Below are 22,469 nucleotides of genomic sequence, written 5' to 3' on the forward strand. Positions count from 1 at the left end.
TATCCGGCTTATTGGCCCGGATTGAGATTGTTGAGGAAGTTCCTCGCGCCGTTGATGCCGTTGCCGCCGCCCTGCAGGATCTGCTGCAGGAAGGTGATGTCGCGGCCGCCGGTCGGCGTGGTGCGGCTGATCATGTCGAAGACCTTGCCGTCCTTCAGCGTGTAATTGGCTTCCTGCTTCACGATGCCGTCCTTGTCGAAATAGATCGCCAGGATGTTCTGGTCGACCAGCTTCGGCTTCATGAAGGCCACGGCGCGGGTGCGCTTCTGGGAGATATAGTAAAAGACTTCGCCATCGAAGGTTGCCGTCGTCGACGGCGTGCCGAGAGACAGCAGCACCTGCTCGCGGCTCGAACCAACAGGCACGAGATTGAGCGATTGCTGGTCGAAGATGTAGCCGTTGTTCATGACCTCGCTGGTCTTGCAGCCTGTAAGTCCCGCTGTTGCGATCACCAGAGTGATGGCGGCACTGCTGATGAAAGTTCTGTCAGACTTGAAATACCGCCTCGTCAACGACATCTCATCTCCCCTAATGAATCAAACCGATGGCCAAGCGGCCGATATGATCTTGCTGTGCACATCATTGTGGCCTTTCCGCGATGGCGGAAGGTTCAACAATGTTGTTCGGCACTCTTCATCACCAATCATGCACAGCGTGACGACAGGTCGGGGCGGGGCCTTGAAGCGGGCACAAACGGCATTGCAATTCGCGCCTGCTTCGGTAAACCAGCTTTCACATGGATGCAACAAGGCCGAGCGCGACCGGGCTCTCTGAATGAGCCAATTCCGGGAATTTTCATGATTTTTGGGCTCTTCCGAAAAAGAAATCACAATCAGATCATCGTCGTCAGGCAATATGAAACCCTGACCGCGATGGCGCGCCAGCCGGTTTTTTATACCGATTACGACGTGCCGGACACGGTCATGGGGCGTTTCGAGCTGCTGTCGGTGATGATGATCCTGTTTTTTCGGCGGACGCGTTCGTCGGCAACCAGTGGCCAGGAACTGGCGCAGGAAATTGTCGATGCCTTTTTCGAGGATATCGATTATTCGATCCGCGAACTTGGAATCGGCGACAACAGCGTACCGAAACGGATGAAGAAGCTGGCGGGCATGTTCTACGGACGGCTTGAGAGCTATGCTGCCGCCATGGACGCGAGCGATCGCGAGGCACTGGCGGCGGCCCTTCGGCGCAACATCCATCCCAAGGCCGGCGAGGGGGCTCCCACCATGCTCGGCCTGGCGGATTGGATGGTAACCGCGGAAGCGCATCTCGCCGATGTGACCGAGGCCGAGATCGCCACTGGTTCGGCAACTCTGCCTCTGCCCGATGGGTTTGGCAAAGACGTAGCTTAGGAGACAAGAATGAAAAAACACAACTCCGACGAAACACCCTTTTCCTATCCGGTGAAGGTCGGTCACATCTCCGCCAATCCGGTGGAGGTGCATGTCGAGGCCGACAACCGGGAGCTTGCCGGCCTTGCCAAGCTGTGGGACGTCCTTTCGGTGGAGAAGCTTGAGGCGGATCTCAAGATTTCCCGCTGGAAGCGTGATGGCATTCGCCTCAAGGGCAATGTGCGCGCGAAGATCGTCCAGGCCTGCGTCGTGACACTCGATCCTGTGGAATCGCAGATCGACGAGGATTTCGAGCAGATCTTCGTGCCGGAGGATTCCAAGCTGGCCCGCGCACCGTCGACGGATGCCGGCGAAATGGTGCTCGATCCCGACGGTCCCGATCTTCCGGAGACCTTTACCGGAGATACGATCGACGCCGGCGCCGTCGTCGCCGAATTCGCCGCGCTTGCCATCGATCCCTATCCGCGCAAGCCGGGCATCGCGTTTGAAGACCATGTCGAGGACACGGGCGAAGATGACAAGAAACCCTCGCCATTCGCGGTCCTGAAAGACTGGAAAAAGGAATAGACCCCCCTGGCAATTGAACACAATTCAGTTGTAACGCGGGGAGAAACCGGTATTTTGACGCCAAATTCGCCAGGCCCGGCGGACAAGAAGGACCAGGGACGCGTGATCAGAATTTCTCTTGACCTAATGGGTGGCGATTTCGGCCCTGAGGTTGTTATTCCCGGCGCGGCCAAGGCGCTGGAGCGGCATCCCGATATTACCTTTATCATGTACGGCATGAGGGATCGCTGCGAGGCGATCCTCGCAAAATATCCGAAGCTGCGCGACAAATCCGTCTTTCACGAGTGCGACGTCGCCATCAGCATGGACGAGAAGCCGAGCCAGGCGCTGCGCCGCGGCCGCTATGTTTCCAGCATGTGGCGTTCGATCGAGGCGGTGAAGGTCGGGGATGCCGATGTCGTCGTTTCCGCCGGCAATACCGGCGCGCTGATGGCCATGGCCAAGTTCTGCCTGCGCACCATGGCCAATATCGAGCGTCCGGCGATCGCGGCGATCTGGCCGACGCTTCGCGGCGAAAGCATCGTTCTCGATGTCGGCGCGACGATCGGCGCCGATTCGCAGCAATTGCTCGATTTCGCCCTGATGGGCGGCGCCATGGCCCGCGCCCTCTTCGAGATCGAGCGCCCGTCCATCGGTCTTCTCAACGTCGGCGTCGAGGAGATCAAAGGGCAGGAAGACGTCAAGGAGGCCGGCCGCCTGATCCGCGAGGCCAATCTTGAATCGCTCGACTATTTCGGCTTCGTCGAGGGCGACGATATCGGCAAGGGCACGGTCGACGTGGTGGTGACGGAAGGCTTTTCCGGCAATATCGCGCTGAAGGCCGCCGAAGGCACGGCCAAGCAGATCGGTTCCTATCTGCGCGCGGCGATGACGCGCACCCTGCTTGCCCGCATCGGCTACATCCTTGCCAAGGGCGCTTTCGACCTCTTGCGCGAGAAGCTCGATCCCAGCAAGGTCAACGGCGGTGTCTTCCTCGGCCTCAACGGCATCGTCATCAAGAGCCACGGCGGCGCCAATGTCGAAGCTTTCGCGGCCGCCATCGACGTCGGCTACGACATGGCCAAGAATGGCCTGACACAAAAAATCGAAAATGATCTGAAAAAATATCATGCCAGACGGCAGCCGCCGATCGGACCGGAAGCGGCATGAGCGACGGGGTATACTAGGAATGATCCGTTCAGTTGTTCGCGGATTTGGCGCAGCGCTTCCCAAGCGCGTCATGACCAATCGCGATATGGAACAAGTCGTGGACACCAGCGATGATTGGATCGTCCAGCGTACCGGCATCCACCAGCGCCATATTGCCGGCGAAGGGGAAACCACCGCTTCGCTCGGTGAACAGGCGGCGCGGGCAGCCCTTGCCAATGCCGGGCTGACGGCCGACGATCTGGACCTGATCATCGTCGCCACCTCGACGCCGGACAACACCTTCCCGGCAACGGCGGTAAACATCCAGAACCGGCTCGGCATGCATCATGGCTTCGCCTTCGATGTGCAGGCCGTCTGTTCGGGCTTCGTCTATGCGGTGACGACCGCAGACGCCTATATTCGCGGCGGCGTTGCCAGGCGCGTGCTCGTCATCGGCGCCGAAACCTTTTCCCGTATTCTCGACTGGACCGACCGCACGACCTGCGTGCTCTTCGGCGACGGCGCCGGCGCGCTGATCCTCGAAGCGGGCGAGGGCACGGGCGCCAACACCGATCGCGGCGTGCTGACGGCAAGCCTGCGCTCCGATGGCGCCCATAAGGACAAGCTCTATGTCGATGGCGGGCCGTCAACGACCGGCACGGTCGGCGTGCTGCACATGGCGGGCCGCGAAGTGTTCAAGCATGCGGTCGGCATGATCACCGACGTTATTGAAGCGGCTTTCAAGGCCGCCGACGTGACCGCCGACGATCTCGATTGGCTGGTGCCGCATCAGGCCAACCGCCGTATCATCGACGGCTCGGCCAAGAAGCTCGGAATCGCGCCGGAAAAGGTTGTCATAACCGTCGATCTTCACGGCAATACCTCGGCCGCATCGATCCCCCTGGCGCTTGCCGCCGCCGCCGGCGATGGCCGGATCAAGAAGGGCGATCTGGTGATGCTGGAGGCCATGGGCGGCGGTTTCACCTGGGGCGCGGTTCTGCTGCGCTGGTAGGCCAAGTCTCTAAAAGCCGATTCCGAACAAGAGCTTGACCGTTTGGAGCAAGGGCAATAGTCTCTTGCAACTTCAATAGTATTACGCAGCAATTTGGGCGGGGAACCATGACGGGCAAGACAGTGACGCGCGCAGACCTGGCGGAGTCGGTATTCCGGAAAGTCGGCCTCTCCCGAACAGAATCGGCGGAACTCGTGGAGACCGTCATCGATGAAATTTGCAATGCCATCGTGCGTGGCGAAACCGTAAAGCTCTCCTCCTTCGCGACGTTCCAGGTTCGCGACAAGAACGAGCGAATCGGCCGCAATCCGAAGACCGGCGAGGAAGTGCCGATCTCCCCGCGCCGCGTCATGACGTTCAAGGCATCCAACGTGCTGAAGACGCGTATCCTGAAGGCCCATGCCAGCCGCAAGGCCAAGGCTCGACCGGCCAATCCTGCTTCCTGATCTCATTTTCGACGAATATCGGCATGATTTCCGCCGGCGCGGAAATGCCGTTTTCGGGCCTTTCGGGGGCATTTTTCGGCTTGCCTGTGCAACAACCGAAGAGACGACTTGAATTTCTCCCGGCAAACCGTTGAAATATGATGAGTCGTATCGCGCTGAGGCGCGATGCCGATATCCGGTTTTGCATGGCCCGGCCCGCGTGTGCCGGCAGCTTGCTGTAGGAGTATGACGATGGACAAGAGCCCAGACGCATTTCGCACCATCAGCGAAGTCGCTGAGGACCTTGATCTGCCGCAGCATGTCCTGCGCTTCTGGGAGACCCGTTTCCCGCAGATCAAGCCGATGAAGCGGGGCGGGGGCCGGCGTTACTACCGGCCCGAGGACGTCGACCTGCTGAACGGCATCCGCCATCTGCTCTATGATCATGGCTATACGATCAAGGGCGTGCAGAAGCTTCTGAAGACCAATGGCAACAAGTTTGTCATCGCTGTCGGCCATGGCGATCTCGCCAGTGTCGAGGCGCTTGCCGCCGCAGCGCAGGAACCGGCTCCGGCCGAGCCGCGCGTCGCCTCCGGCCATCCCGACGAGGATCAGATCGTCGGCCGTGCCAAGGCGCCGATCAGCCGTCGTTTCTTCAATTTCGTAAGCGGCGAGGACGACATGCCTGATGTGTCCATCGGCAAGTCGAGCGTCGGCAAGGAAGATCGCGCGCTGCTGCAGGAAACGCTCTATGACCTGCTCGAGTGCAAGCGTTTGCTTGACCAGGTGCGGTAAGCGCAGCCTTTCCGTTTAAATTTGTGCGGATGCCGCCGCGTCCAGGGCCAGAAGCTGCTGCACCACAAGACATTGCAGGCCGTGCTTTCGCATTTTGTGAATCAATTGCACTTGCGCGGAACGACCGGATTGGCCTGGCTCGGCGCGACGATCGATTTGCCATCGGCGGAGCGGGGCAGGGTCCAGCAGGCGTTGGGGTCTTTTTCGTCGCTCGTGGCGGCATCACCCCGATCGACAATGGTGCTGCGATAGTTGCCACTGTCTTCCGCGCCTGGGCTGTCGCCCCAGCCACCCCGGTCGCCGCCGCCACGGCCGCCGGAAGAGGCCATGGCCGTCGTGGCCAAGCCCGCGGCGAGGAGACACGCACTCAAGAATTTGAAAGACATGGGCTTTTCCTCCAAAGCAACCCGCCGCCATCGTGTTCGATTGCGGTCCTTTCCTGATCCCGGCCCTTAATTCTATTCATTTATCCCCATCGTTCAATATGACGCGGATGCCGTATCGTCCGGGCGAAAAGCAGCTTGCCGATGCCGTCTTCGGCGATGGCGTTTGGTTGCCGGCAGCGTACGTGATATTTTTGTCACGTCAACAAAGCTAGGTAGTGATGATAATTAGCTTGCTACGTTTATTGGCTTGCAAGCGGCCAACACCAGGTTCAGCTTGCGATGGTGAAGCGTCGCTGCTTCGTTCCCGACACGGGAAGACGTCATATCAGGCAGTGGGGCGGTATGAGATCGTCTACCGTGAAAGCTCCATTCCCTGATGGATATTCGAATGGAGACATCATGAACATCAAGAGCCTTCTTCTCGGCTCCGCCGCCGCTCTGGCAACGGTGAGCGGCGCCCACGCGGCCGATGCCATCGTTGCGGCCGAGCCCGAGCCGCTGGAATATGTCCGCATCTGCGATGCCTACGGCACCGGCTATTTCTTCATTCCGGGCACCGAGACCTGCCTGAAGATCGGCGGAAAGGTTCGTACCGAGGGCGAATGGTACGACGCCTATAATCCGTCGAACAAGGTCGGCACGCTCTGGCATGAACGCGTCGAGCTGAATGTCGACACGGCGACGGATACCGAATACGGCCCCTTGAAAACCAACATGATCCTGCGTTGGGAGTGGAACGACGGAGGCGCCACCGCCGAGAAGCTGCTGTTCGCCAATATCAGCCTCGCCGGCTTTACCGTCGGTAAGCTCGACTCGCAGTATAATCTTTATGCCGGCTATGCTGGCGACGTCATTAACGACGATGCGATCTATGACGGCCCGTACGAACTCAATCAGCTGACCTATAAATATGATCCCGGCAACGGCTTCTCCGCCGTCATCTCGCTGGAAGACAGCAATTCTGGATCGGATTCCGACAGCTATGGTGGCGCCTGGGTCACGTCCAAGGCCGATCATTACGCGCCCAACGTCGTTGCCGGGCTGGGCTATACGACGGACACCTTCGGCTTCAAGGTCGTGGGTGGTTACGACTCCATCGTCGAGGAAGGCGCCATCAAGGCCCGTATCGATGCCAAGTTCGCCGGCGGCGTGGAAGCTTTCCTCATGGGCGGCTGGAACACGGATGGCGACAAGCTCAACCAATATGCCGGCTCCTATCAGGATGAATCCGCCTGCACGACTTCCGATGGCGTCGTCCATGGCGCCAAGTGCGGCTGGGGCGACTGGGCCGTCTGGGGCGGTGTGGGTGTGCCGATCAACGACAAACTGAAGTGGAATCTGCAGCTCGCCTATACCGACTCGAAGATTTTCGAAGCCACGACCAATGTGAAGTTCAACCCGGTCAAGAACCTGCTTATCGAGCCGGAGCTGACCTACATGCATTATGACTTCATCAACGACGACACGGTTGCCGGCATTCTTCGTTTCGAGCGGAATTTCTGATCGGATACGGCTCCGCCGGTCCAGGTGCCGGGTCGGGGTCAGGAGAATGCGAGAGGGGCTGGCGCCGTGCCGGCCCTTTGTCTTCTGTCCGTCTTGCCGGCATATGCCTGCCCGGAATGCATCCATTTTCGGTGTCTTCTTATTAACTAGTTGGTAATGAACGGCTTGCGTTAACTTACCTTTGGCTGTATTCCTCAACTCCGGGACAACACTTTAGATTGCTGGAGAGAATTATGCGCATACGTGCTGCCATGGCGCTTGGCCTTTTTGCTATTTCGACCATTTTGACGAGCTGCCAGACACCGGAACAATCCGCCACGAACGCCGAAATGACCTGCCAATCCCAGGGCTTGCGTCCGGGCACGCAGCGTTACAGCCGTTGCGTCGGCGCCACCTATCAGGCCAATCGCGCTCAGGTGCAGCAGGCTGAGAACCAGGCTGCCGCGGGTATCGCCGCCGGCGTCATCGGCGGTGTTCTGGTCGGCGCCGCCGTCAGCGATCATCACCGCGGCTATTACGGCCGACCCTATTACCGTCGCTGCTATCGCTGCTGGTAAGCCGAGCGATCATTGTACCTGAACGTAAAAACTCCGCCGAGCCCGCGCCGGCGGAGTTTTTCGTTGGAGAGACAGAAGCCGCGCTACAGCGGGCGGGTCATCACCTGCCGGCTGACGAGCCTCAGGCTGCGGTCCGGCTGGACGATATAGGTCTCATAGACATCCTCGCCCCATTGGTTGGTGAAATGATGCGGCAGGCGCGTGCCCGGTGGCGATTGCGTCAGCTTCATCTCGGGCTGCCCGCGATAGGTGATGCTGCCGGGAATTGGTTGTAGAGACTGTTCACTCGTGGTGCACGCGGCAAGCAGCGGCGTACATAGGAGGAGGGCGATCAGGGGCTTCATCGGCCAAACTTTCCAATCACGTCTTGTTCAACGAAAATGCATTTGCAGGGCGGAAAGGCACCTGTGAGCCCGGCGCGAACCTACTATATAAAGCTAATATCGGAACCACCGGCGGCAAGTTCATTCACGCATATGTGCTTGGATTCTCTGCCCTGGATTTGCAGGAGTGACAGATGCGAACGATCTCCAGGTCGATAGCGGTTGCGGGGCTTGGCCTCTTGCTGGCGGTGAGCGCCACCATGCCCGCTGGAGCCATCACCATGCCCGCGCTTTCGGTGCCGCGGCAATCCGACATCAACCGGGCCGACGTCATTCAGGTCCACGATCACGGGCATCGGCACAGCCACAATCGTTGGCGCGGCGGCCATAAGCACCATGGGTTCGATGGCTATTACGATGACGATTCAGACAGCGGCGTGCTGTTCAAATCCTTCGTGACCGGCACCCTGTTCTACAGGCAGCGCGTGCAGGCCTATTATGACGGCCACGCGCGGAACTGCGCCGGCCGCTACAGCTCCTATCGCGCCTCGGACAACAGCTATCAACCAAGCGAGGGGCCGCGCCGGTCCTGCCGTTGAGCTTGGGGCGGACGGTTTTCTCGCTTCATATGCCATTTTTCTGCCGACGGCTTATTTTACCCCTTGCGCTGTCATGTCCGACAGACTAATGCAAACAGGCCTTTTAGGCGGGTCGGGGCGTAGCGCAGCCCGGTAGCGCACTTGACTGGGGGTCAAGGGGTCGTCGGTTCAAATCCGGCCGCCCCGACCATTTAAATCCTTGAACTCCCAATCAAATTTTTCTTGATCAACCGCACCAGGAAGCGGTCTGGCCTGTCCAGCGGCGGGCAAGCCCCTCTGCGACCAATTGATCGCCGATCGAGCGACCGGCACGCATGGCGATGAGAAACTTGCTGCCGTGCTGATCCTCGCCGCGCGCGCTGCCCGAAAGGGCGAAAGTGCCGTCATTGAGTAGGGCCTGCAGCCGCAGCCTGGCCGCCGCTGCCTTTTGCCGGTCGCCGGCGCAACGGGATGGATCGCTGTCCGGCACGTCGATATCCGCAAGGCGAATCTTCACGCCGTTCTGCCAGAAGGTGCTGCCGTCGACGACGCAGTTGGCCCCCGCCGCGCCGCCGCAGAGACCGAATCGGCCGCCGTTCTCGCGTCGCGGCGCCACCGTTGGGGCCGGGGCGAGCGGCTGCACGGAGGCGATGCGATGTTCCGCCGGCAAGGAGACGGGAATGGCGTTGGGCGGAATCGGCATCGACGCGCCGGGGCGCTCGGGAACGACGCCGGCTGCCTTGATCTTCGGCTTCGCCACCGGCGTCACAGTTTCCTGCGCTACATGCCTGATATCGTTCCTGACATCGCTGATGCCGGCATTGGCCAGCAAGGACGGCATGTCCCGGCGATGCTCATAGGCGAAAATGCCGGCCACGGCCGCAAGGCCGGTGAAGCCCCATAGCCACATAGAGCTGCCCGCCTTGGACTGTGGCTTGCGCCGCGTGCGTCGTTTCGCTTTTGCCATGGTGTCACCCTTCAGATTGCGGGCGGATTATCACCATGATTTCTTACCGATCCGTTGGCTTTCGGGTCGGTCGGCGGCATATGAACCAATTCTTATTTTGCCGCACTGTCCGTCGGACGCAGTTTTACCGACATGGTCACCTGTCCGCTGACGGTCAGTCTCGTTCCTCGGCTGTCGAGATTGTTGGCATTGGTGTTGCTGGACATGCCGCTGATCTCGCAGGCTTCGGCCACGGTATCGAGCAGCACGGCGCAATTGCTACCGGCGATACGGTAAAAGGTCTTCAGCGCATCTTCCTGCTGCTTCTGATTGTCGCCGTCCGGCAGCGGGAAGGAGATCGATATTCCCGACTGCACGGAGATATAGCCTTCGGGAAGCTGGCGTGGGTTGCGCAACGGCAACGCCGAGAGGGATTGGGCAAGGACGGGCTCGGCCGCGCCGAGCAGGAGGATGCAGAGTGTTGCCGAGATCGCGCGCATGTTCATCAGGAAGTCTCCGTTTCTCGCTCCCTTATGGCAGGCGCCCGTCAATGTTTGGTGATTGTGCTGCCTAAAATTGTAACTCTTACAGAAGTTGTGTCTGTGGCATTTGCCCGATGCGACCGACAAAAGCTTTCTTGCCAAGGTCCAGGCCTGAGCGCATAGTCGATTTCGATATCGCCGGTATGATGCGGGCCTCGGCGAAGGTGTTTGCGTGGCTCTGCCCGACGGACGAGGCGACGCGTATGTTGGAGACCTCCATCCATCCACAGGATCTGCCGCTTTTTTCAGATGATCTCGATCTTTTGGAAAAAGTGCTGGGTGCCGTTTGTTTGGATCGCGGCATCGATGATCGCGGCCCGGAGGCGGAGCGCATCGGCGCGCTGATCATCCAGCTTTATCGCCAGGGTGTGAAGGAAGATGCCAAGCTTCTCGCGCTTGCGAGAGCTTATCTCTGACGCATCGGCGCATTTTTCGATACATTATCTAATCGATTCAAGCTGATTTCACATAGCAGCAATGATGCTTTGTGCATGTTCGAATCTCTTTCTCCGCCCTATATTTGCTGCATCGCACAAGCAGAGTCGATTGCTCTATAGCGTCCCTGTGGGGCCGGAGTGCGGTCGCGATCCGCCGAATAAGATCAACAATGGCGAGCGCGAATGATTGAAAGGCCCATGATGAATTTCAAAGTTCCAAGCCGGCTTCGCCGTTTGCTCATCGACTCCGTCGATCTGCCGCAACTCAAGTTTCCCGTAACGCGGCCACGATCGCAGCCGGCGCGTCAGCGCGTATCCACGCAGCTCGTGCCGCAGCAGCTGACGGAAATCCTGTGGTTCGGCCGCAATCCCGGCGATCTGCGCATGCTGGAATATGTGCCGCCGGGTGCCGAAGGGCCGATGCCGCTCGTCGTGGTCCTGCATGGTTGTCATCAGAATGCCGAGGATTTCGATCGCGCCAGCGGCTGGACGGCCCTGGCCCGTCGTCATGGCTTTGCCGTGCTTTATGCCGAGCAGAAAGCGTCCAACAATCCCAATCTCTGTTTCAACTGGTTCCGTCCGAGCCTGGTGACGCGCGATCGTGGCGAGCTGGGCTCGATCCGCGAGATGATCGATTTCAGCCGCAAGCTGCATGAAATCGATGACAAGAGAATTTTCGTCATGGGCCTTTCGGCCGGTGGCGCCATGGCGTCCGCGCTGCTGGCCACCTATCCGGATCTGTTTGCTGCCGGCGCCATCGTCGGCGGCTTGCCCTTCGGCGCGGCCCGCGACGCCATGTCGGCGCTGGATGTGATGAGCAGGGGTGCGGCGCGCCCAGCGGAAAAATGGGGAGAGCTCATTCGCGAGGTATCCCCGGATGCGACGCGTTTTCCGGCAGTTTCCATCTGGCATGGCGCGGATGACAATGTCGTCTCCTACGCCAATGCCGAGGCTTCGGTGGCGCAGTGGCTTGCCGTGCGCGGCCGTCCGCAGACGAAGGGGCGGCTGCGGCTGTTCGAAGGCGGCGAGCGGCGCGAATGGCGCGACGATTACGGCGACAAGGTGCTGGAACTGGTCACTTTGACGGATTTCGGCCATGGCCTGCCGGTGCGCTCCGCCGTCGAGGGCAGGGAGCCGGCCAACGATAGCGAGCGCTTCATCCTCCCGGCCACCATCTCCGCACCGGAGCAATTGGTGCAGAGCTGGGGATTGGCTTGATGCAGATTGTCCAGACCGTCAGGCTAGATCGGTCCGGGCAAAGTCATCGCCCTTGTAGAGAAGGCCGCTGCCGTGGGCCTTTGCACAAGCATAGGCAAAACAATCGCCGAAATTGAGATCGGCCGGATGGCCGATCGCTTTCCCATAACGGGCGGCTGCGTCCATCGCTCCGTCGCCAATGGCGTTTGTGATGGTGATTTCGCTCGCGCCGATTTCGGTGATGAGATTATCCACCAGTCTGCGCGCTTCAAGCAAGATTGCCGGGTCGGGTTTAACCTCCGGCCCATGCTGCTTGCGAACCGCAGCCCGCGCGATGCCCAACATCGCCTCGAAGCGGACAAGCGGCGAGACGGTGCAGTTGTTCTCGATGTCCGAAAGTCGTTTGGCAAGTTCCTGCCAGCCCGGTTCTTGATTGAGGATGGCGACAATGACCGATGCATCGATGAACATCAGGTGTCATCCCACATGTCATCGGTGAAAGCCTTGAAGTCGAAATCCGCATTGGGCAGGCCAAGCTTCGTCGCTTCGGTTTGAATTTTGGCGATCCTGTCCCGCAGGGGCATGGTTTTGCGCATGCGGTCGATTTCGTGGCGAAGCGCGGTGCGTACGGCCTCGGTTTTTGTGCGCGCCTTGCTTAATGCCTGGAGCTCGACTGCCAGGGCATCGATATCGTCATCCCTGATGTAAAGGGGCATTTGCATATCCCGCAGTGAATATTTGAATATACACTACCGAATATTCAAGCGTGGGGCAATGCGGGTGGCTCAATCGTCGTTGGTGGCGTTCAGGTTTTCCGGCCGGATGCCGCCATCGTCGGCCCAATGCTTGAAGCGGATGCCGGCGCCGCCGCTTCCGTCGCTGCCATTGGCCAGGAACAGCACGCCGTGCGCTTCAAGCACCGATCGCAGCGCAGCCAGAGCCCTGGCATCGGCCGCATTGGTATCCATTTCCAGCGCTTGGATCGTCGTTACCGGCAATTTGCTTTCGGTGGCGAGCGTCTCCGCTGTCAGTCCGAGCATGGCGCGTGCACCGCGTAATTGCGCTGATGTGATCATGATCGGAATCTAACGCAAAACCCGCAAAACCGAAACTGGTTTCGGATGAAATTCACCAGCAAGTTTATACGGCTGGCCTATCTTCGCGCACCGTTTACGATGCGCTTCGCAGGATGATTTCCTCCGGCTTGGGCAAGGGGGCCGGGGCTGGATAGCCGAGCAGCTCGAAGTAGATTTTCTCCGTCGCGTCGGCCATGCCGGCAAGCGTATAGCCATCCCTGCGGTGACGCGCCGCGATCGTGAAGCGTCTCAAGAGGCTGGGCTCCGCAAAGCGCGCCATGGCCATGGCGAGTTCGGCGGGGTCGTCGCTGTTGGCGACGATATAGCCGTTCCTGCCGGGCTCCAGCACCGTGCGGGCGCCGCCGACATCGCTCAGCAGCAGCGGCTTGCCGCCGGCAGCGGCTTCCAGCATGACATAGGACATGGCTTCATAGCGGCTCGGCATGACGACGATGTCGAAGGCGTCGATGGCGGTCGCTCCGGGGATCGCGTCGTCGAGATGGGCGCGGCCTTGGAGGCCGGCGGCGGCGATCATGTGGCGGACGGTGTCGGCCAGCGGTCCGACGCCGATCATCAGCAGATGTGCCCGCGGCATGATTGCCGCGATCCGGGCAAAGGCGGCCACGAGGCGCTCCGGTGCCTTTTGCGGCGTCAACCGGCCGACGAAGCCGAAGAGCAATGCATGTTCCGGTATTCCGTAGCGGGCGCGGATGGCGGTGCGCTGGCCGGCGGGCGGTGCGCCGACGCCATTGACGACGATGCGCAGACGATCCTCCGGAATGCCGAGCGACAGCGCATGGTTATATTCGTCGCGGGAGACGCAGATCAGCCGATCGGTCAGCCAGTTGCCGAGCAGGCGTTCTATGCCGCCATAGATCATTCGGCCCTTGGAGCCGAGCGTCGGGTCCATGGTCCGGAATGCATGCGGGGTGTAAATGACCGGCACATGCAGCCCCGGCAGCTTGAGGCGCGTCAAGGCGCCGGCTTTGGAGCTGTGGCCGTGGACCAGATGAAACGGTCCATGCTCCCCCATGATCCGGCGAAGCCGCCACCAGGCGGAGATATCCCAGGGTCCCGGTGCGCGCCGCATGGCGAGGGGGATGACGCTGTGGAGACCCATGCCCTCCAGCTCCGCGACAAAGGCGGCTTCGGCGCGCACTGGCGAATAGACCGCCGTCACCGAATGGCCGCGGCGCTGCATCGCGCGGCAGAGATCGAGGAAATGCCGCCCGGAACCGCCGCCGCTCGGCTCCAGGACCTGCAACAGCGAGAGGCGCTTGGTGGCGATGTTGATGGTCATGGTGCAGCCCCCCTCCGGGCAAGCCCACGCTGATGATTTTGCTCCAGCGCTCCGCAGCCCCAGACGATGCCGATCAGCATGTAGAGATGGCGCCAATGGTCGGTATCGATGACGTTGCCGATGCCGACATGGCCGAGGATGACGATCCAGGCGATCATCAGATAAGGTTGCCAGGGCCGCTCCCGCAGCAGGCCGCGGAAGCCGATATAGATCGTCCAGCAGATCATGCTCACCCAGCAGAAGAAGCCGAGCCAGCCGTAAGTGGTGAGCGTCTTCAGCCAGATATTGTGTTCGTCCTCGCGAAAGAGCGTGGAAAAGACCAGAGGGCCGATGCCGAGCGGCTTTTCCATCGACATCATGAAGCCGAGGCGATGGCGCTCGAAGCGGCCGAGATGGCCGCCGTCGTAGTCCTGCACGAGCTGCGTGCGGGTCGAAAACAGATCGCTGACCTGATGGAACTGCAGCGCCACGATCAGCATGACGACCATGAGCACGACCGCGGTCAGCGACATGACCAGGATACGCAGCCTGAAGGCATTGCTGCGATGCTTCAGCAGCATGCAGAAGATCAGCATTGCCGAGGCAAAGGCGAACAATGCCCAGGCCGCGCGCGAGAAGGACAGGAAGATGCCGAAAGCCAGAACGGCCAGGCACAGCGTCTTCAGAGGAGCCTTCTTGAGGTCGCCGATCAGGATGCCGTGCATGAGATAGATTCCGGGTGTCACCAGATAGGGACCGAAGACGTTCGGGTCCTGGAAAGCCCCCATGGCGCGATCGTAGCGGGTGAAGATGCCGAAGCCCGGGACGGCATGGAAATAGCCGAGGATGCCGAGGCTCGCCGTGATCAGCGCGGCAAAGACCCAGATGTTGAAGATCAGCTTCAGCCGCTTCTCGCTGTCCTCGATGATGGCGGCATAGAACACGGCGCTGAGCGCCAGGAAGGTGGAGACGGCGACATAGACCGGCCCGTCGAGATGATCGCTGGCGCCGAGATCGCGCATTTGTGTCAGCGACAGCATGCCGCCGACATTGAAGGTCAGGAACAGGGCCAGGAGTGGCGCTGTGCTGCGCGAGATCTTCAGCCCAAGGAGAAACCAGACGCCGATCAGAAAGGCGAGCCAAAGCTCATAGGGCGCCGGCTCGGCGATGACGAAGCCCGACAGGAATACGCCGAAGGCGACGCATGCCGTGCCGATCAGCCGAAGCGTGGCAAGCTGTGGCCGCTCGACGCGCGCAGAGGGGAAATCGATCGCGCTCAATAGGCATTTTCCGTGTTGAGAAGGCGGAAAGGCGTCAGGAGCAGGATCTTCAGATCGAAGAACAGCGACCAGTTCTCGATGTAGTAGAGGTCATAGGCCGTGCGGAACTTGATCTTGTCGTCGCTGTCGATCTCGCCGCGCCAGCCGTTGATCTGGGCCCAGCCGGTCACGCCCGGCTTGACGCGGTGGCGGGCGAAATAGCCTTCGACTACGTCGGCGTAGGTGCGGTTGTGGCTCGCCGCCAGCACGGCATGCGGGCGTGGGCCGACGAGCGACAGATTGCCGATGAGCACATTGAAGAGCTGAGGCAATTCGTCGATCGAGGTCTTGCGGATGAAGCGCCCGACGGGCGTCACGCGGGGATCGTTCTTGGTAACGGCGTTGCGGGCGGTCGGGTCGCTCAGGTGCGTGTACATAGAGCGGAACTTCAGGACCTTGATGATCTCGTTGTTGAAGCCGTGGCGCTTCTGCATGAAGAAGATCGGCCCTCTCGACGTCACCTTCACGGCGATCGCCGCGGCAAGCATGATCGGCCAGAGCAGCAGCAGCGCGAAGAGGCTGAAGAAGACATCGAAGATACGCTTGGCGACGCCGTCCCAGTCACGGATGGGCTTGTTGAAAATGTCGAGCATCGGCACGGCACCGACATGCGAATAGGCGCGCGGACGGAAGCGCAGCTTGTTGGCATGCGCCGCGAGGCGAATGTCGACGGGTAGAACCCACAGCATCTTCAGAAGCTGCAGGATGCGGTCCTCGGCGCTGATCGGCAATGCGATGATCAGCATGTCGATGCGCGTCAGCCGCGCGAATTCCACCAGTTCGGGCACGGTGCCGAGCTTCGGATAGCCGGCAACCATGATCGGCGAGCGCTTCTCGCCGCGATCGTCGAAAATACCGCAGATGCGGATATCGTTGTCAGGCTGGTGTTCGAGCGTGCGGATCAGTTCCTTGGCCGGTTCGCCGCCGCCGACGATGACGGCGCGCCGTTCCATGATGCCGTTGCGGGCCCAGTTGCGGATGGCATAGGCGAAGGCGAAGCGTGCGGCGATCAGGAAAAGCGCACCGGCCGCGAGCCATATGCCGAGCAGCCGGATCGAATGGATATCCTTGATGCCGAAGGGCAGGAGAGCGATGGAGGTTGCGGCGCAAGCGGCCACCCATGGCGCCAGAATGCGCTGCGGAAAATGATGCGGCGCGCGCAAGACCGGGATCTGGTAGGCGTCGCTCACCTGCAGGAAGACGACCGCGAGGGCGCTGAGCGCGATCGTGACCGCCGCCTTCGTCGGAAACGGGTAGTCGCCCGGAACGGTCTCAAAGAAGAGAACGGTAAGTCCGACGGCCAGCAGCGACAGGAATTCGAAGAGCCGATATTGCCCGAGAATGATGGCGGGCGTCTGGTTACCGTCGCGAAACTGCTCGGCGATCTGGCGGGCATAGGCGTTGATGTCGCCGGCCTGTTGATCACCGCTTCGTTCCTCGGTGCCGCGGGTGCGGATTTCCGAAACCTGCTTGCGAATATTGTCCAAGTTTAACTGCTCGGACTGCTCGATAGGGCTCATGGCAATTCATCCGGTCGTTACCGGATATCGCCTAGCAGGTATGAGCTAAGAAACGCTTACAAGACTAGTTTGTATTCTAACGATCGGCGCCTGGAGCAAGTATAGTGTAATATAGGCTGACAGTATCCCGTGCCATTTTGGACGCGGAAAACGCGCTCCGGATTGTCCCGATATCGGGCATGGCCTGGCGGGCCCATTGCGGCTCGGCGATCGCCGCCGCCATGATGCGGGAAAGATCGTCGGCGTCGCCGGGAGCGGCAAGCGCGGCGCTGTTTTCGCCCAACGCTTCGGGAATTCCGCCGACGCGCGTGGCAATCACGGTCTTTTCCGCCGCCAAAGCTTCCAGAACGATATAGGGCATGGCTTCGGCGCGCGAGGGAACCACGACGTTCTGCGAGAGGGCGAAAGCCTCGCGCACGCGCATGGCCGGCAAAAGACCGATACGCCGGCCGAGGCCGCTTTCGATCATCATGCTGCGGTATTTGTCCCGATCCGGGCCATCGCCGATCATCAGCGCCGACAACGGCCGGCCGATGCGCCGTTCGGTCTTGGCGAAGGCCTCCACAAACAGATCGGGACCCTTGAGGTCCCGCAGCATGCCGATATAGACGAAATGCACTGAGTCCGATCGCGCGGGTATCACCCCGAAATCCCGCTCGCTGATGCCGTTGTAGATGAGGGCGGCGCGGGTGCGCGGCTTGCCGATCTTGCGCTCGTAGGCCTGACGCTCGAAGTCGCAGATGAAGATCAGGCCGTCGGTGACGAGTTCCAGCAGCCGCTCCAGGCTGTGGACCAGAAGGCCCTGCAATGAGCGGCGCGGGAAATGCAGGCTGCCGCCATGCGCGGTATAGAGGCGGGCTACGCGATACCTGTTCACCCGCAGGACTGAGCCGATGATGCGCGCAAGCAGGCCGCCCTTGGCGCCATGCCCATGCAGCACATCCGGCCGCAAACTTTTGATTGTCTTATAGCTTTCCCAAAGCGTCGTCGCATCCGACAGGCTGATGTGACGCCGGATCGGCAGGCGCGTCACGCCGAGCCCGAGGAAGGGCATGACGTCGTCGAACAGCCGATCCTCATGCGCTCCGCCGGTCAGGCTGTCGCAGAGAATGCCAACCTGGTGCCCCGCCTTGCTCTGCTCCTCGGCCAGATCGCGGACATGGCGGAAGATCCCGCCGACCGGTGACCTGAAGCAATGAAGGATGCGGAGCGGTTCGGTCATGATCGGGAACGGTCAGAACAGCCGTTCGCGGACATAGATCGTATCGCCCGCCAGCACCGGATCGGAAATGCCGACCCGTCCGGTCATGACGTGACCGTTGATCTTGCGGGTTACGTCGGCGTTCGACTGGTTGGCGCGGCTGGTGAAGCCGCCGGCGACCGCGATGGCGTTCTGGATCGTCATGCCGGGCACGTAGGAATATTGGCCGGGCTGTCCCACTTCGCCCATGATGTAGACGGAGCGGTAGCGATCGATATCGATGGTGACGTCGGGGTCGCGGATATAGCCCTGGCGGAGCTTCTGGGCGATCTGGCCGGAGAGTTGCTGCAGCGTGCGGCCGCGGGCAGGGACCTGGCCGATCAGCGGAAAGGCGATGTAGCCGGCCTGGTCGACCGTATAGGTGTTCGTCAGGCCTTCCTGATCGAAGACGGTTACGCGCAGGCGGTCGCCGCTATCGAGCATGTAAGGCTGGATCGTCGCTTCGCTGAAGGCCTTCGGTGCGGGCTGATAGGTGTTGCAGCCGCCGAGCGCGGCGCTCATGGCGGCCATGGCAAGTGCCAGGGCTATCTTTGGCTTTGCGAAGGGCATTTCGCGCTCACGGACGAGGAAAATCACTGCCGTCGTTATCGATCCGTTAGGGTTAACGTCCGGTAAAGACCAAAGAAAATTCCATGTCATTGCATTAGTGATTTCGAAAATAATACTGGAAAATACTATTAACGCTTGGGTTACTATAGTCGTTTACGATTAACTTCGCCTTTATATTAAGGAGTTCTTGTATATGTCCGGCGTCAACAATAGCCAGCAGGATGTCGATATTGATCTTGCGTCGCTTTTTCGCGCCGTATGGCAGCGTCGGCTGCGCGTTGTCGCCATTACGCTCGCGGGCGCCTGCGCGGCCCTGGTGGTCGCCAAGGTCGTCTCTCCGGAATATCGCAGCGAAACGCGTATCCTGATCGAGCAGCGCGCGCCGGCCTTCGCGACGACGACGCAGAACAACGATGCCAGCCAGGCGCCATTGCTCGACGAACTCAATATTGCCAGCCAGGTGCAGATCCTGCAGTCGGCCGACCTCATCAAGCAGGTGATCGGCAATCTGAAGCTCTATGAGCGCCCGGAATTCGACGCCGCCGCCAGAAGCTCGGCTTTCTCCGATCTTCTGGTGATGCTGCATCTGAAGAAGAGCTCGCTCGACAAGGCGCCGGAAGAGCGGATGCTCGATGCTTTCACCAATCGGCTGCAGGTCTACCAGATCAACAGTTCCCGCGTGATCGGCGTCAGCTTCACCTCCCGCGATCCGGATCTGGCCGCCAGCGTTCCGAACGCGATGGCGCAGGTCTACCTGTCGATGCAGAGCGGTGCCAAGCTCGATTCCAACAGCGAGGCGACGCGCTGGCTCGAGCCGGAAATCGCCAATCTGCGCGAGAAGGTCAGCGAAGCGGAGAAGAAAGTCGCCGATTATCGCTCCGCCAATGGCCTGCTGCAGACCAGCGATAACAATACCTTCGCGACGCAGCAGCTCGCCGATATCTCCGGCCAGCTCGCGCAGGTGCGCGGCGACAGGGCCAATGCCGAGGCGCGCGCCCAGGCCGTGCGCAGCGCGCTCGCCACCGGCCGCTCCACCGACACGCTTGCCGACGTCTCCGGCTCGCAGGCCATTCAAAGGCTGAAGGCGACGCAATCCAGTCTGGAATCGCAGATCTCGGATCTGTCCACCAGCCTCATGGACGGGCATCCGCGGCTGAAGAGCCTGCGCGCTCAGCTTGCCGACATCCGCCAGCAGATCGACCGCGAGACCCAGAAGATCCTTGCCAGCATCGAGAACGAGGCCAAGGTCGCGCAGCTGCGCGAGCAGCAGCTCGTCGCCCAGTCCAACCGGCTGAAGGCGGACAGCGCCAGGGCAGGGCAGGACGAGGTGGGTCTCAACGCGCTGGAGCGCGAAGCCGCCGCGCAGCGGCAATTGCTGGAAACCTATCTCGCCCGCTATCGCGAAGCGGCGTCGCGCGCCGACAGGAATTCCAGCCCGGCGGATGCCCGCGTGGTTTCCAAGGCCGTCGAGCCTGTCGATCCCTATTTCCCCAAGGTCGGGCCGATCGTCGTCGTCGCGGCGGTTGCCTCCTTTCTCCTGACCTGCATCGTCATCATGCTGATCGAGCTCTTCAGCGGCCGCGCGCTGCGCCCGGTCGGTCCGGCCGAGCAGGGAGCAGGGCGCCGCAAGCTTGTTGCCGCCTCCGACAACGTCGCGATCGACGCGGCGCCGACCCGCGGCATGGCGACGGCACAGGCCGGCGGTGTGCCCGCCAGCCTGCTGTCGGTCGCCGCCGACGAAACCCTGGCGCGGGAGATGGAAGACGCTGTTGATCTCCATCAGCCGCAAGAGATTGCGGAAGAGGCGGAAGACGGTGAGGATTTCTCCATCCAGTCGGTCTCCGACTATCTGATCGAACGCGATTCCCGTATCGTCATCGCCATATCACCGACCGGGGACAATGGTTCGACCGCAACCGTGATGCTGGCCCGCACCATTGCCGATGCCGGCTCTCGGATCGTGCTTGTGGATATGACGGGAACGGCCTGCCCGTCGCGGCTGATGGCCGAAACCGAAGGATTGTCGGGCATAACGGACCTGTTGTGCGGCGAGGCGGCCTTTGCCGACACCATTCATCCCGACCGCCTCTCCGACGCTCATCTCGTGCCGCAGGGCACCAGCGATGTCAGCCGTGCCATGCGCGGCGCCGACCGCCTGTCTCTGATCCTCGATGCGCTGAGTTCGGCCTATGATATCGTCCTGGTGGAATGCGGCGCGGCCGACGTCGCCGGCGTTGCCCGGCTGACGCGCAGCAAGGATACGGAGATCATCCTCTCCATGCCGCAGCCGGACGAGGATCATTTCATCGCGGCGATGGCGGAGTTCCAGAAAGCCGGATATGAGCACATCATCCTGATGTCCGGCTGGCGCGAGACGGGACATGCCGATGGCCGCCAGCATGCCGCCTGATCAATCCCCATCGCTCTCAGGCGCCGCTGCGGCACCCTGCCGGGCGCGATGCCGCTGGATGAGGCTGTAGAGCCGGGGATTGGCCTTGATGGCCATCTTGGCGCGAGTGACGCTTTTCTGCACGAAGGCTGCGACATGGCCGATGCGCGAAATCGGCAGGATGAGATCGTGCTGTGTCGTTTCCACCGGACACCAGGATCGCTTATAGCCCTGATCGCCGATGCCGAAATCGAAGAGGGCGGCACCCTCGCTGTGCAGCCGCTCGATCATCAGCCAGAACAGCAATTCGCCGGGGCTTGCCTCGGCGACCAATGTTTCGTCGATCGAGGCGAACTGGCAGATGACATGCTCGCCCTTGCGCGATAGTGCGGCGATCGCCGGTATATGTCCCTTATGCTGGCCCTTCAGCCGCAATGCATGCATTTCCAGCACGGCACGGCCTCCTCGGCGCTTCAGCAGCCGGTGCAGGACGGCTTGCGTCGGTGGGTCACGGAATATATCCGGCAGGCCCGCCGCCTTGAAGCGAACGGCTTTCTGCCGGAAGAACAGATCGAGGAGCACATGCTGCTCGTCGGGCGCCGCGATCACATAGTCATAGCCGCCTTTTTCATTCAGGATGCGGCTCTGATGCTTGAATTTCTTGCGCCGCCGTTTCGCATTCACCTGTTTCAGGGTTTCTTCGAAAGAGCCGAGGAAGGGCAGTTGAAAGGCGCGGTTCTGGTTCTCGACGGCCGGCAGCGCGGCGAGGGGGCTCTCGCGGCCGCGCCAGGCGAGCGGCACATTGCGCAACAGCATCAGATCCGCCTTGCCGCGCAACGCCTGCGCAATGGCGGCATGATGCGATGCCGTCAGGCCGTTACCGAAGGTCTCCAGAAACGCTTTTGAGAACAGGCCGGTATTGATGTTGCTATGACGCGCGCCGATGAATTCGGCGCGGCGCGCGCCCTTGTCCCGGATGATTTCCAGCGGCAGCAGGAAGGCGGTCTGGCCATCGAGGATGCCCCGGACGATGGCCAGCGGATATCGGAACGTCTCCACCCAGGCGGAACACCAGTCGTAGCTTTGGTGAAGCGAGGCGAGATCGTCCTGTTCCAGCAGGCGCCATTCGCTCTCCAGCGGCGCCATGCCGTCATGAATCTCGACCTGCAATATGCCTGCCGAAGACGGCTTTGCGACGGCGGACGCGGCATCTGCCCGCGCCGCGCCTGTGGCGGGCACATCGGCGATATCGAGCTTCCGTATCTGCATTGAGGCGTCTCCGGTCGAGCGGCGTTCGCACGCAGTTTTCCGGCAGGCGTCTTATT

The 22,469-nt window shown here is 61.1% G+C and carries 26 protein-coding genes and 1 tRNA gene; 13 read left to right on the forward strand and 14 right to left on the reverse strand.

The annotated features are described in order from the left end of the window. Positions 1–8 precede the first annotated feature (8 nt). The gene (locus FHX11_RS09650) at positions 9–518 is read right to left on the reverse strand and encodes an outer membrane protein assembly factor BamE (RefSeq protein WP_184357349.1); all 510 of its coding nucleotides are present in this window, start codon (positions 516–518) and stop codon (positions 9–11) included. A gap of 222 nt (positions 519–740) precedes the next feature. Here FHX11_RS09650 and FHX11_RS09655 point away from each other — a divergent pair, with 222 nt between their 5' ends. The 6 genes from FHX11_RS09655 to FHX11_RS09680 all read left to right on the forward strand — a co-directional run bounded on the left by FHX11_RS09655 (position 741) and on the right by FHX11_RS09680 (position 5,282). Further along, on the forward strand, positions 741–1,355 hold the full coding sequence (locus tag FHX11_RS09655; protein ID WP_184357539.1) for a ubiquinol-cytochrome C chaperone family protein: 615 nt from the start codon (positions 741–743) through the stop codon (positions 1,353–1,355). Positions 1,356–1,364: 9 nt separating this feature from the next. Continuing rightward, complete coding sequence (locus tag FHX11_RS09660) at positions 1,365–1,922, forward strand: DUF177 domain-containing protein (RefSeq protein WP_184357351.1); 558 nt, start codon at positions 1,365–1,367, stop codon at positions 1,920–1,922. Between the two features lie 102 nt (positions 1,923–2,024). Further along, a complete protein-coding gene (gene plsX, locus FHX11_RS09665; protein WP_184357352.1) occupies positions 2,025–3,071 on the forward strand; it encodes a phosphate acyltransferase PlsX in 1,047 nt (348 codons plus the stop codon). Between the two features lie 19 nt (positions 3,072–3,090). Beyond that, positions 3,091–4,062 carry a beta-ketoacyl-ACP synthase III gene (locus tag FHX11_RS09670; RefSeq protein ID WP_184357353.1) on the forward strand — a complete coding sequence of 324 codons (972 nt, stop codon included), beginning with the start codon at positions 3,091–3,093 and terminating at the stop codon, positions 4,060–4,062. Positions 4,063–4,169: 107 nt separating this feature from the next. Beyond that, complete coding sequence (locus FHX11_RS09675) at positions 4,170–4,508, forward strand: integration host factor subunit alpha (protein WP_007692773.1); 339 nt, start codon at positions 4,170–4,172, stop codon at positions 4,506–4,508. A gap of 225 nt (positions 4,509–4,733) precedes the next feature. Further along, on the forward strand, positions 4,734–5,282 hold the full coding sequence (locus FHX11_RS09680; protein WP_184357354.1) for a MerR family transcriptional regulator: 549 nt from the start codon (positions 4,734–4,736) through the stop codon (positions 5,280–5,282). 101 nt (positions 5,283–5,383) lie between these two features. Here the strand turns inward: FHX11_RS09680 and FHX11_RS09685 are convergent, their stop codons facing one another. Then, the gene (locus FHX11_RS09685; protein ID WP_184357355.1) at positions 5,384–5,668 is read right to left on the reverse strand and encodes a hypothetical protein; all 285 of its coding nucleotides are present in this window, start codon (positions 5,666–5,668) and stop codon (positions 5,384–5,386) included. Positions 5,669–6,067: 399 nt separating this feature from the next. On the opposite strand from FHX11_RS09685, the gene FHX11_RS09690 reads away from it, so the two are divergent. Both FHX11_RS09690 and FHX11_RS09695 read left to right on the forward strand, forming a co-directional pair. Next, entirely contained in the window at positions 6,068–7,171 is a 1,104-nt protein-coding gene (locus FHX11_RS09690; RefSeq protein WP_184357356.1) for a porin, read from the forward strand. A gap of 233 nt (positions 7,172–7,404) precedes the next feature. Beyond that, positions 7,405–7,728, forward strand: coding sequence for a hypothetical protein (locus tag FHX11_RS09695; protein WP_184357357.1), 324 nt, complete (start codon positions 7,405–7,407; stop codon positions 7,726–7,728). A gap of 83 nt (positions 7,729–7,811) precedes the next feature. Here FHX11_RS09695 and FHX11_RS09700 read toward each other — a convergent pair whose 3' ends face one another. After that, positions 7,812–8,072, reverse strand: a complete 261-nt coding sequence (locus tag FHX11_RS09700) for a hypothetical protein (RefSeq protein WP_184357358.1) — start codon at positions 8,070–8,072, stop codon at positions 7,812–7,814. 173 nt (positions 8,073–8,245) lie between these two features. Here FHX11_RS09700 and FHX11_RS09705 point away from each other — a divergent pair, with 173 nt between their 5' ends. Together FHX11_RS09705 and FHX11_RS09710 are read left to right on the forward strand one after the other, a co-directional pair. Continuing rightward, complete coding sequence (locus tag FHX11_RS09705) at positions 8,246–8,650, forward strand: BA14K family protein (RefSeq protein ID WP_184357360.1); 405 nt, start codon at positions 8,246–8,248, stop codon at positions 8,648–8,650. A gap of 113 nt (positions 8,651–8,763) precedes the next feature. Next, positions 8,764–8,840: transfer RNA gene (locus tag FHX11_RS09710), tRNA-Pro, on the forward strand. A gap of 36 nt (positions 8,841–8,876) precedes the next feature. Here FHX11_RS09710 and FHX11_RS09715 read toward each other — a convergent pair. Together FHX11_RS09715 and FHX11_RS09720 are read right to left on the reverse strand one after the other, a co-directional pair. Next, positions 8,877–9,596, reverse strand: a complete 720-nt coding sequence (locus FHX11_RS09715; protein ID WP_184357362.1) for a thermonuclease family protein — start codon at positions 9,594–9,596, stop codon at positions 8,877–8,879. Between the two features lie 92 nt (positions 9,597–9,688). Beyond that, positions 9,689–10,081 (reverse strand): hypothetical protein, encoded by a 393-nt coding sequence (locus tag FHX11_RS09720; RefSeq protein ID WP_184357364.1) that lies wholly within the window; start codon positions 10,079–10,081, stop codon positions 9,689–9,691. Between the two features lie 239 nt (positions 10,082–10,320). Here FHX11_RS09720 and FHX11_RS09725 point away from each other — a divergent pair, with 239 nt between their 5' ends. Both FHX11_RS09725 and FHX11_RS09730 read left to right on the forward strand, forming a co-directional pair. After that, a complete protein-coding gene (locus FHX11_RS09725; RefSeq protein ID WP_184357540.1) occupies positions 10,321–10,533 on the forward strand; it encodes a hypothetical protein in 213 nt (70 codons plus the stop codon). Between the two features lie 219 nt (positions 10,534–10,752). Further along, on the forward strand, positions 10,753–11,772 hold the full coding sequence (locus tag FHX11_RS09730) for a PHB depolymerase family esterase (RefSeq protein WP_246780932.1): 1,020 nt from the start codon (positions 10,753–10,755) through the stop codon (positions 11,770–11,772). 18 nt (positions 11,773–11,790) lie between these two features. Here the strand turns inward: FHX11_RS09730 and FHX11_RS09735 are convergent, their stop codons facing one another. The 8 genes from FHX11_RS09735 to FHX11_RS09770 all read right to left on the reverse strand — a co-directional run bounded on the left by FHX11_RS09735 (position 11,791) and on the right by FHX11_RS09770 (position 18,755). Beyond that, positions 11,791–12,222: a type II toxin-antitoxin system VapC family toxin gene (locus FHX11_RS09735; RefSeq protein ID WP_184357366.1), complete on the reverse strand. Its 432-nt coding sequence runs from the start codon at positions 12,220–12,222 to the stop codon at positions 11,791–11,793. After that, positions 12,222–12,467: a type II toxin-antitoxin system VapB family antitoxin gene (locus FHX11_RS09740; RefSeq protein WP_184357368.1), complete on the reverse strand. Its 246-nt coding sequence runs from the start codon at positions 12,465–12,467 to the stop codon at positions 12,222–12,224. The genes FHX11_RS09735 and FHX11_RS09740 overlap by 1 nt, the downstream gene beginning before the upstream one ends. Positions 12,468–12,536: 69 nt before the next feature. After that, entirely contained in the window at positions 12,537–12,827 is a 291-nt protein-coding gene (locus tag FHX11_RS09745) for a DNA-binding protein (RefSeq protein WP_184357369.1), read from the reverse strand. 94 nt (positions 12,828–12,921) lie between these two features. Continuing rightward, the gene (locus tag FHX11_RS09750; RefSeq protein WP_184357370.1) at positions 12,922–14,127 is read right to left on the reverse strand and encodes a glycosyltransferase family 4 protein; all 1,206 of its coding nucleotides are present in this window, start codon (positions 14,125–14,127) and stop codon (positions 12,922–12,924) included. Further along, complete coding sequence (locus FHX11_RS09755) at positions 14,124–15,386, reverse strand: O-antigen ligase family protein (RefSeq protein WP_184357371.1); 1,263 nt, start codon at positions 15,384–15,386, stop codon at positions 14,124–14,126. The genes FHX11_RS09750 and FHX11_RS09755 overlap by 4 nt, the downstream gene beginning before the upstream one ends. Next, positions 15,383–16,945 (reverse strand): undecaprenyl-phosphate glucose phosphotransferase, encoded by a 1,563-nt coding sequence (locus FHX11_RS09760; RefSeq protein WP_184357372.1) that lies wholly within the window; start codon positions 16,943–16,945, stop codon positions 15,383–15,385. Before FHX11_RS09760 ends, FHX11_RS09755 begins: the two co-directional genes overlap by 4 nt. A gap of 76 nt (positions 16,946–17,021) precedes the next feature. Further along, positions 17,022–18,167 carry a glycosyltransferase gene (locus FHX11_RS09765; protein ID WP_184357373.1) on the reverse strand — a complete coding sequence of 382 codons (1,146 nt, stop codon included), beginning with the start codon at positions 18,165–18,167 and terminating at the stop codon, positions 17,022–17,024. Between the two features lie 12 nt (positions 18,168–18,179). Beyond that, positions 18,180–18,755 carry a polysaccharide biosynthesis/export family protein gene (locus FHX11_RS09770; protein WP_184357374.1) on the reverse strand — a complete coding sequence of 192 codons (576 nt, stop codon included), beginning with the start codon at positions 18,753–18,755 and terminating at the stop codon, positions 18,180–18,182. Between the two features lie 193 nt (positions 18,756–18,948). On the opposite strand from FHX11_RS09770, the gene FHX11_RS09775 reads away from it, so the two are divergent. Continuing rightward, complete coding sequence (locus tag FHX11_RS09775) at positions 18,949–21,165, forward strand: exopolysaccharide transport family protein (RefSeq protein WP_184357376.1); 2,217 nt, start codon at positions 18,949–18,951, stop codon at positions 21,163–21,165. Here the strand turns inward: FHX11_RS09775 and FHX11_RS09780 are convergent, their stop codons facing one another. Next, on the reverse strand, positions 21,166–22,413 hold the full coding sequence (locus FHX11_RS09780) for a GNAT family N-acetyltransferase (protein WP_184357378.1): 1,248 nt from the start codon (positions 22,411–22,413) through the stop codon (positions 21,166–21,168). Positions 22,414–22,469 lie beyond the last annotated feature (56 nt).

Source organism: Rhizobium sp. BK602, from assembly GCF_014195095.1.
Lineage (GTDB): Bacteria > Pseudomonadota > Alphaproteobacteria > Rhizobiales > Rhizobiaceae > Rhizobium.